The 13,133-nt window shown below is 43.1% G+C and carries 11 protein-coding genes; 4 read left to right on the plus strand and 7 right to left on the minus strand.

The window, feature by feature from the left end; all coding sequences use genetic code 11:
- Positions 1-217: 217 nt before the first annotated feature.
- Together BQ5591_RS09455 and BQ5591_RS09460 are read right to left on the minus strand one after the other, a co-directional pair.
- Positions 218-901, minus strand: coding sequence for a response regulator transcription factor (locus BQ5591_RS09455; RefSeq protein WP_022162267.1), 684 nt, complete (start codon positions 899-901; stop codon positions 218-220).
- Entirely contained in the window at positions 898-2,340 is a 1,443-nt protein-coding gene (locus BQ5591_RS09460; RefSeq protein WP_071149409.1) for a sensor histidine kinase, read from the minus strand. The genes BQ5591_RS09455 and BQ5591_RS09460 overlap by 4 nt, the downstream gene beginning before the upstream one ends.
- 228 nt (positions 2,341-2,568) lie before the next feature.
- Between BQ5591_RS09460 and BQ5591_RS09465 the strand changes: the two genes are divergently transcribed.
- The 3 genes from BQ5591_RS09465 to BQ5591_RS09475 all read left to right on the plus strand — a co-directional run bounded on the left by BQ5591_RS09465 (position 2,569) and on the right by BQ5591_RS09475 (position 8,645).
- Complete coding sequence (locus BQ5591_RS09465; RefSeq protein ID WP_071149121.1) at positions 2,569-3,399, plus strand: GLPGLI family protein; 831 nt, start codon at positions 2,569-2,571, stop codon at positions 3,397-3,399.
- Positions 3,400-3,481: 82 nt separating this feature from the next.
- A complete protein-coding gene (locus tag BQ5591_RS09470; protein ID WP_083380917.1) occupies positions 3,482-5,983 on the plus strand; it encodes a hypothetical protein in 2,502 nt (833 codons plus the stop codon).
- Positions 5,984-6,374: 391 nt separating this feature from the next.
- The gene (locus BQ5591_RS09475; RefSeq protein ID WP_022164245.1) at positions 6,375-8,645 is read left to right on the plus strand and encodes a monovalent cation:proton antiporter family protein; all 2,271 of its coding nucleotides are present in this window, start codon (positions 6,375-6,377) and stop codon (positions 8,643-8,645) included.
- Between the two features lie 10 nt (positions 8,646-8,655).
- On the opposite strand, the gene BQ5591_RS09480 is transcribed toward BQ5591_RS09475, so the two are convergent.
- From BQ5591_RS09480 to BQ5591_RS09500, 5 genes are all read right to left on the minus strand, one after another.
- Positions 8,656-9,642, minus strand: a complete 987-nt coding sequence (locus tag BQ5591_RS09480) for a Gfo/Idh/MocA family protein (RefSeq protein WP_022164246.1) — start codon at positions 9,640-9,642, stop codon at positions 8,656-8,658.
- 87 nt (positions 9,643-9,729) lie between these two features.
- Positions 9,730-10,152, minus strand: a complete 423-nt coding sequence (locus tag BQ5591_RS09485) for an RNA-binding S4 domain-containing protein (protein WP_071149122.1) — start codon at positions 10,150-10,152, stop codon at positions 9,730-9,732.
- The gene (pth, locus tag BQ5591_RS09490) at positions 10,153-10,716 is read right to left on the minus strand and encodes an aminoacyl-tRNA hydrolase (RefSeq protein WP_022164248.1); all 564 of its coding nucleotides are present in this window, start codon (positions 10,714-10,716) and stop codon (positions 10,153-10,155) included.
- A 160-nt stretch (positions 10,717-10,876) separates the two neighbouring features.
- Positions 10,877-11,464, minus strand: coding sequence for a 50S ribosomal protein L25/general stress protein Ctc (locus tag BQ5591_RS09495; protein ID WP_022164249.1), 588 nt, complete (start codon positions 11,462-11,464; stop codon positions 10,877-10,879).
- A 140-nt stretch (positions 11,465-11,604) separates the two neighbouring features.
- The gene (locus tag BQ5591_RS09500; protein ID WP_071149411.1) at positions 11,605-12,018 is read right to left on the minus strand and encodes a PUR family DNA/RNA-binding protein; all 414 of its coding nucleotides are present in this window, start codon (positions 12,016-12,018) and stop codon (positions 11,605-11,607) included.
- Positions 12,019-12,190: 172 nt separating this feature from the next.
- Between BQ5591_RS09500 and nusB the strand changes: the two genes are divergently transcribed.
- Complete coding sequence (gene nusB / locus BQ5591_RS09505) at positions 12,191-13,117, plus strand: transcription antitermination factor NusB (RefSeq protein WP_022164251.1); 927 nt, start codon at positions 12,191-12,193, stop codon at positions 13,115-13,117.
- The last annotated feature ends 16 nt before the right edge of the window (positions 13,118-13,133 follow it).

The following is a 13,133-nucleotide window of genomic DNA, read 5'->3' on the forward strand; positions in this document are numbered from 1 at the left end:
AGAAACTCTTCGAGAAGCTACACGCAGAAAACATCACTGAGGCCGTGGGCATCGCGGCCAATCTGAGGCTGATTTGAGGATGCTAACGAGAATGATCCTTTTGCTTAAACGATTGCAATAAAGTCCTTTGGGTGTGACGCTGAGATCATGGTTATTATGTTAGCATATTGATTGTCCAATCAAACCATGAGATCAAAGACTTATTCTTTGTAGCTTGTCATTGTATCTGAAGAATATATCCTTTTTTCTTAACAGAAACAATATTAATGGCATTATCAGGAGCAAGAATATGCCGTAAATAAGTAATCTGCACATTCAAAGACATGGAATTAGAATAGCTGATGTCGCCCCATACCTGATTCAGAATTTCATCCCGCGTCACCAGTATGCCGACACTTCGTGACAACAGGACCAGAATATCCGTCTGACGTGCCGATAGATTACGGGTTATCCCATCGTATGTGACTGATGAATTTTGGCTGTCAAATAATGTTTTCCCAATCATATAGCGACATTGAACATCAACTTTCCTGTTTTCAAACCGTTCGTCAATTCTCGCAATCAGCTCTTCAGGATAAAACGGTTTGGGAATATAGTCATTGCCTTTCAAGTGGAAGCCCTTCAGCCGGTCTGCCTTTTCCGTACGGTCAGTCAGAAAAAACAGGAATACCTCATTATCCGTTTCACGGATTTTCTGTGCAAGTTCGAATCCGTTCATTACAGGCATGTTCACATCCAGCAATATCAAGTCGGGATGTTGGTGGTTATACATTTCCCATGCCGCAGCCCCATCGGAAGCGTAGGCTACCGAATATCCTTCGAGCTCCAAGAAACGTTTCAAAAGCAATGAGTTCTGCCTGTCATCGTCAACCAACAAAATATGTATTTCATTTTTATTCATTGTGGTAACTCTATAATAAAAGAACTTCCATGATTCAGCTCACTTTCTATGCGTATATTACCCCGGTGTGCTTCAACAAGCATGCGGACATAAGCCAGTCCGAGTCCCATGCCTGCTATGTTTTTATCAAAGCCAATCCGCCCACGATAGAATTTTTCAAAAACATGTCCTTGTTCTGATTTAGGAATGCCAAATCCATTATCTTTAACTGAGAGACGGACGTGGTCATTGTCACATTTCCGATAATCTATTTCGATTTCAGCCTTTTCGCGCGAGTATTTTACTGCATTCTCCAACAGATTCTCGATAATATTAATCATGTGCATCCTGTCAGCAGTGATAATCATATCCTCGTGAGGAAGAACAACGATATGGACATTCTTGTCACTTGGTACATTCAGTTTATGGATACACGCATCCAGCAAATCGTGCAGACTGAATGCTGAAATATTAAGTGGTATCTCGGTTGCCTTGCTGAAGGTCAAATCCCTCAGTTTGGAAAACAAAGCAGACAGGCTGTCCAATGCCGTATGGGAATCCGCTACGACCATTTGCCGCCCCGCAATGTCTTTCATAAGGCGTTCATTACCCATATAGGAGACACACATTTTGAGCGTTGCAATCGGACGTTTCAGTTCGTGAATCATGGTTTGTATAAAGTCTGACCGGAGATTTTCTATTTTACGCTGTTTGCGGATCGTGGTAATTTGCGCAACAAGGCAAACAATCAATAAAACAGATAAGGCGAATGAAAAGAACAGAATATCCGACATTTCTCTTATAATCAGCGGCAATGCAATTGGGCAATCCATTCGTACCAGCTTCTTGCCAAGAATGTCGTAGGGATAGGTTATGGAGAGTACAGGATGGAACAACGCCCCCCATTCCGTACGGGAAGCTTCCCAGACTATCGAGTCCGCTGTTTCGGTGAAAATGGTATCGAGCCTGATGTTGTTAGACTGCATTATCGTGTCGAGCTTCTCAGCTGAAAACGGGAACCGTCTGTTAAGACAGTTGCGTTCTATCGCATCAAGAACCTCCGATTCTTTCCGATCCTGTTTGACAACAATCACTTGTACTTCTCTATCTAACCAGTCAGGGTGTTGCGTTTCATATATTCGGGAAAACAAATCAGCCGAAAGTGAGTCAATTGCCGAACACCGGCGCATATCTGCCGTATAGATATCAAATAAAAACATCTCAGTATCTCCTTTTACAAACCGTCTGGTCGTATATTCAACGGCAATTTCGTTATTGACCGCACTCTGACGCACCTTGTTGTATTCATCAACGGATTCAAATACACGACTGTAAAGTGTATCCGCACAGGTTTGTACCGTGTACTTATATCGGGAATAAAGCCATTTGCCCTGCACGATGGCAAATAACACGATGACAATTACTGTCAGGTAATTCAGTATTTTGATTCTTTTTTCCATAATGCAAATATATGGCAATTTGAATTGAATGGACAGCATGGGCAAGGCAATATTAATCGGCCATAATAATTTAATAATAATTCTATAAGAATAGGATAATGATTATTTTTCTCAGTCTGTCACGGCCCCGATACCTTTGCACAAAAAAAGTAATGCGAATATTCTTATGAAAATACGTTCAATATAAATAACCATCAACAGATATTAACTTCATAAAACTTATTGTATATGAAACATTTTCTAATTCTCAGTGCAGGACTGGGACTTTCCTTGTCATTGTCCGCACAACAAAGCAACACGTTCCCGACAGATTATGAATGCCTGTACGAATATAAGGTGACAAACTCAAAATCCATTACGGACACCTATACGACTATTTTACAGATAGGACGTGATTGCTCCTGTTTTATGGATTACACGGCATTCCAGTCCGATTCTGTCAACGCCAGCCCCCATGCTTCCGACGAGGATATAAAAAAATACCAGATGCAGAAAATAAGGAACAGTTTGTTTTTCGACCAGACGGTATTACAGAACCATCCGCAAGGGGAAATGTCTGTTTACAGTGTAATACCGCCGGATTATTATTTGTACAAGGAAAAACTCCGCCCGATACAGTGGAGTTTAGGCAATGAAACCGATACCGTCTGTGGATACGTCTGCAAAAAAGCGACGGGTGAATACGGAGGAAGAAAATGGGTCGTGTGGTACGCACCGGAAATACCGACCACTTTCGGTCCTTGGAAATTTTGTGGCCTTCCCGGCCTCGTAATGCTGGCTCATGATACGGAGAACATACACCGTTTTGAAGCCATTACTTTCCGCAAGGGCACATTGCCGATAGCTTTGCCGGATATCCCCAACATAGTGACCGTAGAAAGAGACAAGTTTGTCAAAAGCAAGAACAAATTTGAAGAGGACCCCATGACAAACATTCCACTGGAATCAATCAGTGATATGACGGTGCAAAAGGATGAAGAAGGGAAAAGCTCCATCCTTATCAACGGTGTACAGTTGCGGATTCGCCCAAATGGTTACACTCCCTTGGAATTAGAATGAAAATTTGGCTATGCGTTTATTCTTCAGTATATTATTTTGCGTTATTACAGGTATCGCTTATTCTCAAAGTCGGATAGAAGGAATGTTGAGAGATGTTTCCGGCGCAGGCATCGACGGTGCGATCATCAAAATTTCTGCGGACAGCACCGTCATTGCCTATGCAATTTCTGACAAGGGACATTTTAATGTTGCTTTTCATACTGATTCAAAAAAAGTCAGGCTAATCGCCGAGTCGATGGGGTATGAATCTGTGGAAAACGAAATCTTGAATATGTCCCAGACCTGCAATCTTACAATGAAAGAAAAAGCGACGGAATTGAAAGAAGTGGTCGTAAAGGCCCCGGCCATCTACCAGCGCGGCGATACCTTGTCCTTTCATCTTTCTGCATATACCACTCAAAGTGACTATACATTGAAAGACGCCCTGAAAAAGCTTCCGGGCATAAACGTAGAAGAATCGGGCAAAATCAAATACCTGGGGAAAGACATCTCAAGCTTTTACATTGACGGTCTGGATTTGCTTGGCGGGAAATATAACATAGCGACCACAAATATACCTGCCTCGTACGTAAATTCTGTTCAGGTGCTGAACAATCATCAGGCCATAAACATGAATAAGGATATTTTTTCAGATGATGTGGCCATAAACATCAACATGAATAACAATGCACGTTTTAAACCCATTGGAACGTATGAAGGCTCTGCCGGATATGGTGACGACTGGCTATATCAGGCAAGCGGGGCCGGTATGCTTTTCAAGCCCAAGTTCCAAACCATTACCACATTGAAAATAGGGAACGTATATTCATTTGCTTCAGATGAAGTGACTTCTCTTATCGGAGGAATCGAAGAAGAGTCCAAGGCAGAAAAACTGATGGGCAATGTATCGGCTTCCACTCCACCGATGGACAAAGACCGGTATGCCTCGCCTGCCGAACGCATGTTTTCAGTCAATTTTATTCAAAAAATAACAGAAACAGCCACATTGCGTGGAAACGTCGATTACAGCTATTACAAAAGCCAATATGATTATGATATTCAACGCAATTTCTATGACGGGGATGAAAATATAATCATCGACCAAGGTATAAATTCGCTGTCAACCAGTCATACTCCCAGTTTCTCCATCGTTTATAAAAACAATGCATCGACAAGCTATCTTGATAATTCTCTATTTGGCAAGGCCACGTTCCTGCGCAACGATTTGCCGACTACGGAAAACGGCCAGACACTTATGCAGCAACAGTCCATGTGTGACTACTATGTAGGAAATGATTTTTCATATAGCTGGCGCAGGAAGAAACTGCGCTGGAGGTTGTCATCATCCGTGCTGTTATTCAACACTCCACAAGTCAGGCTTACTGTCACAAACGAAGGAAACGACATTCATCAGCATGTAAACAGCTTGAGCTTTCAGACCAAGAATCTCCTGTCTGCGATTTATGATTTCAAGAACTCGCGTTTTCATTTTCCACTGTCACTGAACTATTCGGCAGATAAAATACAAACAGATTTACAGTCCTACCGAGAGAATACAGCCAATAAGAACGATATGACAGGTGGTAATTTGAGTGTTGCTTTTGCTCCGCGCTATGAATATACCCATCCGAAACGCATCTATGTCTTTCGGGCTGACGTACCGATGCGGATAGATTACATATACAACAAGAATTACATACAGAATGAAAAAGATAAATTCAGTTTCTTTTCCGTATGTCCTGGAATTTATTTCAACTATAAATTCAGCAGCCGTTCTACATTCAGGACGCAAGTAGCCTATACACGAAACTTTGGGGACATTCTGGACTTCCTGACGTTCCCAGTGCAGACGGACAACATAACTCAAAAAATCAGTTCCGGCATTCTGCAGGACAATCAATCGTTGATGGCAAACCTGCACTATGACTATAAGATACCATTGGATATGTGGTTTGTCAATGCTGACATCATGTACCAACGTGAGCATAACAATCTGCTGGCATCCCATAAGGTAACATCAGACTTGATTCAGTCAACTTACCTGTATATGCCCAACAATACCCATAACATAACGGCCCAACTGGGCATTACCAAGCAAATTGAATCCATAAAGACAAAAATTTCATTAAATGGACTGTATATATGGAGACAACAGCAGGCAGAGCAGAACAGCTTGCTCACAACCTATTCCTGGCAAAGTGTCGGCATTTCCTCTACATTGACCTCGCAGCCATGCAAATATGTCGAATTGGATTATTCCGGTGAAATAAGCAAAACTTTTTTGAACTATGAGGAAATCAAGAGAAGTTATTGGTCGCAAGTACATAAAATCTCATTAAAAATCACACCGGTACAGTCCTTTATATTGTCCGCTTCATCAGACATCGTGAAAAAGGACTTAACAGAAAATCAGAGTAAAACAACGGGCTTGCTTGATTTTGGCATAACTTGGTTATTCAAAGCTTTCAGGTTTAATCTGAACTTGCAAAACGCGTTAAACCAAGATGCATATAGCTATACGATATACGATTCTATCAATACTTACATCTATGATTACAAACTGCGTGGGCGTGAACTATTATTTACGCTTGCAATAACACTGTAATATTTAACGTGAATTCGATATGAAATAATATATAAGTTTGATTATTAGCGATTAATAAATTGATGCAGTCATAAATCCTTTTAGTTTTCTTCTGCAAAGTTCCATACTTCGTGAGACTTTTCCACTACCCAGTAGGGTAGTTCTAAAAATAGGAAACTTGCATTGCGGGCATTACGAGTGTGAAATAAGAGTGCTTGCGAACTATGCAAGTCCCCCTTTATGAATTATGTAATCCTCCTTTCATTGACAGCTGTTGTTAGAGGGAAAAATAAGTTTTTCCTGTTTTTGCCTTTTCTGGCGAGAAAAGGGTCATTAAACATTAGACAAAAAGATATGAGTTTTCGTTTCTTTGTTGTAACTTTGCACTAATAATGACAAAAAGGATAATATTATGTCGCATTTAGCTCCTCTGATTGCCGATTTGGCACTTATATTGATTTCTGCAAGTTTGATGACACTGCTTTTCAAGAAGCTGAAACAGCCTCTTGTGTTAGGATATGTGGTAGCCGGTTTTCTGGCAAGCCCTCATCTGTCTTTTACCCCTTCGGTGATGGACACGGCCAACATACAGACTTGGGCCGATATAGGTGTCATCTTCTTGCTGTTTGCATTGGGATTAGAGTTCAGTTTCAAGAAGATTGTAAAGGTAGGAGGTCCGGCTATTATTGCAGCCTGTACCATTATTTTCTGTATGATACTGGTCGGTGTAGCAGTGGGAACATCATTCGGATGGAAGCGGATGGACTGCATCTTCCTGGGAGGAATGATAGCCATGTCGTCTACTACCATTATCTATAAAGCTTTCGATGATTTGGGCATACTGAAAAAGCAGTTTACAGGACTGGTGTTAAGTGTGCTTATTTTGGAAGATATTCTGGCCATTGTCCTGATGGTGATGCTGTCTACCATGGCAGTCAGCAACAATTTCGAAGGGACGGAAATGCTGGAAAGCGTCGCCAAACTGCTCTTCTTCCTGATACTCTGGTTTGTGGTAGGCATCTATCTGATTCCTGAACTGCTGAAGCGCTGCCGCAAGCTGATGAGCGATGAGACGATGCTCATCGTTTCGTTAGGACTGTGTTTCGGTATGGTGGTGATAGCTGCCCATACGGGTTTTTCTGCGGCCTTTGGAGCTTTCATTATGGGTTCTATTCTGGCAGAGACATTAGAGGCAGAGCACATCGAGCAGCTGGTAAAACCGGTAAAGGACTTGTTCGGAGCTATCTTTTTCGTGTCGGTAGGTATGATGGTCGATCCAGGGATGATTGTTGAATATGCTATCCCCATTCTGGTCATAACATTGGCGGTGATTGTCGGACAGTCTTTGTTTGGCACATTGGGCGTTCTGCTGTCGGGACAACCGTTGAAGACAGCCATGCAGTGCGGATTCAGTTTGACACAGATTGGTGAGTTTGCTTTTATTATTGCCTCGTTGGGTGTTTCTCTGAATGTGACCAGTCATTTCCTCTATCCTATTGTGGTGGCTGTATCGGTGATTACGACTTTCCTTACTCCTTATATGATACGTCTGGCCGAACCGGCTTCCAATTTTGTGGATGCTCACATGCCGAAAAGGTGGAAAGGCTTTCTCGACCGCTATACATCGGGCTCGCGTGCGGTCAATCATGATAGCTTATGGAAGCGCTTGATCGTATCGCTTGTGCGTATTACGGTCGTTTACTCCATTGTGTGTGTGGCTATAGTAGCGGTTTCATTCCGTTTCCTGGTACCTCTTTGCAAGGAAGGATTACCGGGCGTTTGGGGAGCGTTGGTTGCAGCGTTTGTAACGATTCTGTTCCTGGCTCCTTTCCTGCGGGCCATCATGATCAAGAAAAACCATTCCATGGAATTTGTTACACTGTGGAATGACAACCGTGGAAACCGTGCGCCGCTAGTAGCTACCATTGTGTTGCGCATATTGCTGGCCGTATCTTTTGTGATGTTCGTCATTGCAGGACTGTTCAAGATGTCGGTCGGACTGGTGTTTGGTGTTGCATTGTTGCTGGTGATTGTGATGATTCTGTCTCGTCAGCTGAAAAGACAGTCCATACTGATAGAACGTAAGTTCTTCCAAAACTTACGTTCGCGTGACATTCGGGCGGAATATATGGGCGAGAAGAAGCCTGAATATGCGGGTCGTCTGCTTTCGCGCGACTTGCATCTGGCCGATTATGTGGTGCCGGGCGAGTCGGGATGGGTTGGCAAAACGCTTGCCGAACTGAATTTCGGTAAAGAATATGGTGTGCATGTTGTCTCCATCCTGCGTGGAAAGAAACGTATCAATATTCCCGGTGCTATGGACCGCTTGTTTCCACAAGATAAATTGCAGGTGATAGCTACGGATGAAGAACTGAACCGTTTTGGCGAAGAGATGGCAAAAGTCTCAGAATTGGATACTGACGTGGTGGAAAAAAGCGAAACGATTCTTCGTCAGTTCCGCATCGATGCTGGTTCTCCCTTCTTGGGCAAGACGCTGAAGGAAGCCGGCATTCGTGAGAAGTATCATTGTCTGATAGCCGGTGTAGAGCGTGGTAGTGACGAACTTCACGCTCCCGATCCGCATGAACCTTTTGCCGAAGGCGATGTTGTGTGGATTGTGGGAGAAAAAGCAGATGTGTATAAGCTGGTTGGGGAGAAGAATGAAGATGAGGAAATGGAGTAGGGAAGTCTGTTTATAACTTCCCTAATATCTTGTCCATTACCCAGTTGGTAAGAGTAGCGCTTTCGCCATCGCATGTACATACTGATTTGCCCAGCAAGTGGTCTACTACTGCCTGAATGAGCGGCTGCTGTACGTATATGGGATTCTCGACAATAATTTCTTCACGTCCTCTTTCGGTGTGAAGCGCTATTGGGTCGTAGGTGAAAACCGAGAAACAGATCATGCCCTTGTCTCCGATAATTTCGATACGGTCTTCACGTGCCGAGTCGTGTGCAACGAAGCACCAAGAACCACTGCCTACCAGGCCGCTGTCGAACTGGAAGCAAGCGCTCAGTGTGTCCTCGGCAGGGTAGAGTCCGCCCCGGTTGCTTTTGTAGCCGCTGGCTTGTAGTATGCAGCCGAATATTTCCTGTAATAAGTCAATCTGATGAGGAGCCAAATCGTAGAAGTAGCCTCCGCCTGCAATATCGGGCTGTACGCGCCAAGGTAATTTCTGCTTGTTGTAGTCCAGATCGCGTGGAGGTTGTGCGAAACGAATTTGGATGTTGATGACATTTCCGATAGCACCTTCTTCGACCAGCGATTTTACTTTCTGGAAATAGGGAAGGTAACGCCGATAATAGGCAACGAAGCAAGGAACTCCCGTCTCGTGCGAAACGCGGTTGATGCGGCAGCACTCCTCGTAAGTGACAGCCATCGGCTTTTCAATGTAAACAGGCTTTCCCGCTTTCATTGACATGACGGCGTATGTAGCGTGCGAGGAAGGAGGAGTGGCTATGTAGATAGCGTTTATTTCGTCGTCGTCAATCAGTTCTTGTGCATCATCGTACCATTTGGGGATTCCTCTTTCCTGTGCATACGCTTTGGCTTTGGCACCGTCGCGGCTCATAACGGCTACAACTTCGGAATTTTCTATTTTCTGAAAGGCCGGACCACTTTTGTATTTGGTTACTTCGCCACAGCCTATGAATCCCCATTTAATTATTTTTTCCTTCATATCATTATGCATTGACGTTAAAATCCTGTTTTACTTATCTGTAGTTTTGTAAAGTTTGCTTGTATGATGGATGGAAGAGGTTTGTTTTCAGTCTTCGTCTTCAAAGTCGAAGTCGAAATCAAAGTAGTCCATAAATTCGGGTGCAGTAAATTCTTCGAGTTCGCGTCTGTCCTTTTTGGTAGGACGACCTGTTCCTTTAGCTCGATTCACGAATCCGCTGACACGGCTCATTTCCAGCAATTCATATTGGTCGGGAGTCGTAACGTTTTCCATCATTTCAGGAACGACTTTGGCTCCGACCCGTTTCTCGATGGTCTGTAATACTTTAAAAGAATAGGTGATAGGCGGTTTTCGTACCTGTATGACGTCGCCTGGTTTTACCATACGTGCTGCTTTCGCCTGTGCTCCGTTAATGCTGACACGTCCTTTCTTGCAGGCTTCGGCGGCGATGGTACGCGTCTTAAAGATGCGTACTGCCCACATCCATTTATCTATTCTGGCTTCGCTCATTTATTTCTTATTATATTGATTCATTGTAATGTCGATTCCTGCCAGGCAGAAACTTTTTACGATTTCTCCGGCAGTTTCCAGCCGTTCGGGCATGGTCTTCCAGTCTTCGTCGGTGAAGTGGCCTAACACATAGTCTATTTGTCCTCCGCGTGGAAAGTCGTTTCCGATGCCAAATCTCAGTCGGGCGTAATTTTGTGTACCCAAAGTAGCGGCTATGTGTTTCAGGCCGTTGTGTCCGGCATCACTACCTTTTCCTTTCAGTCGCAAAGTGCCGAATGGAAGGGCAAGATCGTCTACCACGATCAGTACATTTTCGAGAGGAATGTTTTCTTTCTGCATCCAGTAACGGACTGCGTTTCCACTAAGATTCATGTATGTGGAGGGTTTCAGCAGCAGTAACTGACGGCCCTTAACCGACAGCGTGGTGATGAATCCGTAACGGCGGTCTTCGAACGTAGCTCCTGCGGCTTTGGCCAGTGCGTCTACTACCATGAATCCTATGTTATGGCGGGTTTCATGGTATTCAGGGCCGATGTTTCCTAATCCTACAATCAGATATTTCATGAGTGTCTGTCTAGATAACTTGTTTTAAATGCGCAAGTATGCAGCATTATTCATAAAAAAGCGACGCGGATTATCACAACTACTCGCGGATTGTATAAGTGAATCTGCGAGTGGTTGCGTAATCCGCGTCAAAGGATATTTTAAATAAAGGAGATGCTGATTAGTTGGCTGCAGCTGCGGCACCTCTTGCGGCACGAGTCAGCTTCACAGCACATACAACTGCTTCTTTAGCATTCAGCAGTTCCAGACCTTCGAAATTCAACTCACCCACTTTGATAGTCTTACCAAGACCCAGGTGAGAAACGTTTACGATCAGTCTTTCAGGGATTACATTATATAAAGCTTTCACTTTCAGCTTGCGGATTTGCAATGCCAACTTACCACCGGCTTTCACACCTTCAGCCAGACCTTCCAACTGTACGGGAACTTCCATTACGATAGGTTTAGCTTCGTCGATCTGATAGAAGTCAACGTGCAGAATAGTATCTTTTACAGGGTGGAACTGGATGTCCTTCATGATAGCATTTACTTTTTTGCCATCGATGATCAGGTCAACCACGTAGATGTGCGGAGTATATACCAAGTTGCGCAAGCCTTCTGCGGGTACAGTGAAGTGGATGTTTTCGCCACCGCCGTACAATACGCAAGGTACACCGTTGTTTTTACGAATAGCTTTCAAAGCTCTGGCTTGTTCCGAAGAACGTTCTGCAATAGTTCTTGCAGTTCCTTTAATTTCGATTGATTTCATCTTTTAAAAGTTTTTGTGTTACTCTAAATTAAGTTTGTTTGTTGCTTAATTCACCATCACACGATATGGTCTATCCATACGATGCTGCAAAAAAGCGGTGCAAAATTACATTTTCTTTTTGAATTACACAAAAATACTTTTTAAAAATCAATGTCTATTTTGATTTCTCCTTCCAATGTCGATGAATCAGGCTTGGCTGTTTGCTTAGTTTCTGCGCTGTTTGCTTCCGAGGAACTGTTTTCTGGAGTTGTATCAGAAAAAGTGCTTTCGCCTTGTTCCTGTTGGATGAACTGGATAGCCTGCTGCAAGCCGGCCATGAATTTTTCGAAGTCTTCTTTATAAAGGAATATTTTATGCTTTTCGAAACTTACTTGTGAATCGTCGCCTTCGCCGGTTACAATTTTCTTGCTTTCGGTGATGGCTAAAAACATTTCGTCTTTTCTGTTCTTTTTTACGTCCAGATAGTAAATGCGCTTACCAGCTTTGATGGACTGGGAGAATACAATCTCTTTGTCGCTCATATCAACACCGTTTTTTTTCTTTAACTCTTCCATATTGCCTAAATTCTTGTTGTAATCGGCTTCAAAATTGATGATTTTTTTTAAACTGTCAAAAGAAAAATGCCGGATAATGACTTTCCGCATAAAAAAATGTGATTTGTTTGTGCTCAACTCACTAAAAATGTCTACTTTTGCATTGTTAAAACAATAGTATTTATTTAGCATTATGATTAACAGAGTTCTTATTCGTCTTAAGATTATACAGATTGTATATGCTTATTATCAGAACGGCAGTAAAAATTTAGACTCAGCGGAGAAAGAATTGTTCTTTAGCCTTTCTAAGGCGTACGACCTTTACAATTACCTGCTGATGCTGATGGTTGCTTTGACGAACTATGCGCGTAAGCGTATTGACACTGCAAAGGCCAAATTGGCTCCTACTCCTGAAGAATTGTATCCGAACATGAAATTTGTGGAAAACAAGTTTGTTGCCCAGTTGGAGGGAAACAAGCAGCTGATGGATTATGCCGCCAACCAGAAACGCAGTTGGAGCAATGATGAAGATTTCGTGAAGGGGCTTTATGAGAAGATTCAGGCTTCGGATATATATAAGGAATATATGGCTTCGTCAGAAACTTCGTACGAAGCTGACCGCGAATTGTGGCGGAAACTTTATAAAACCTTTATTTTCCACAACGAGGATCTGGACAGTCTGCTTGAAGACCAAAGTCTGTATTGGAATGATGACAAGGATATTGTTGACACCTTTGTACTGAAAACCATCAAACGCTTTGACGAAAAGAATGGAGCCAATCAGGAACTGCTTCCCGAGTTCAAGGATGATGAGGATCGCGAGTTTGCCCGCCGGTTGTTCCGCCGTGCTATTCTGAACAGCGACTACTATCGTCATCTGATCAGCGAGAATACGCGCAACTGGGATTTGGAGCGTGTAGCTTTCATGGACGTCATCATTATGCAGTGTGCGTTGGCCGAGATCTTGAGTTTCCCCAATATCCCAATCAGCGTTTCCCTGAACGAATATGTCGACATCGCAAAAGTATATAGTACATTGAAGAGCGGCAGTTTTGTCAATGGTACTTTAGACGGAATTGTTAAGGTATTAAAAAAAGAAGGGAAGTTAACGAAAAACTGATACCTTTGTTGCTCAC

The sequence above is a fragment of the Bacteroides ndongoniae genome, assembly GCF_900108345.1.
GTDB classification, from domain to species: domain Bacteria; phylum Bacteroidota; class Bacteroidia; order Bacteroidales; family Bacteroidaceae; genus Bacteroides; species Bacteroides ndongoniae.

Coding starts and splice junctions, on each gene's coding strand:
- BQ5591_RS09455 (WP_022162267.1), bottom strand. CDS start 901: ATGAATAAAAATGAAATACATATTTTGTTGGTTGACGATGACAGGCAG.
- BQ5591_RS09460 (WP_071149409.1), bottom strand. CDS start 2,340: ATGGAAAAAAGAATCAAAATACTGAATTACCTGACAGTAATTGTCATC.
- BQ5591_RS09465 (WP_071149121.1), top strand. CDS start 2,569: ATGAAACATTTTCTAATTCTCAGTGCAGGACTGGGACTTTCCTTGTCA.
- BQ5591_RS09470 (WP_083380917.1), top strand. CDS start 3,482: ATGTTGAGAGATGTTTCCGGCGCAGGCATCGACGGTGCGATCATCAAA.
- BQ5591_RS09475 (WP_022164245.1), top strand. CDS start 6,375: ATGTCGCATTTAGCTCCTCTGATTGCCGATTTGGCACTTATATTGATT.
- BQ5591_RS09480 (WP_022164246.1), bottom strand. CDS start 9,642: ATGAAGGAAAAAATAATTAAATGGGGATTCATAGGCTGTGGCGAAGTA.
- BQ5591_RS09485 (WP_071149122.1), bottom strand. CDS start 10,152: ATGAGCGAAGCCAGAATAGATAAATGGATGTGGGCAGTACGCATCTTT.
- pth (WP_022164248.1), bottom strand. CDS start 10,716: ATGAAATATCTGATTGTAGGATTAGGAAACATCGGCCCTGAATACCAT.
- BQ5591_RS09495 (WP_022164249.1), bottom strand. CDS start 11,464: ATGAAATCAATCGAAATTAAAGGAACTGCAAGAACTATTGCAGAACGT.
- BQ5591_RS09500 (WP_071149411.1), bottom strand. CDS start 12,018: ATGGAAGAGTTAAAGAAAAAAAACGGTGTTGATATGAGCGACAAAGAG.
- nusB (WP_022164251.1), top strand. CDS start 12,191: ATGATTAACAGAGTTCTTATTCGTCTTAAGATTATACAGATTGTATAT.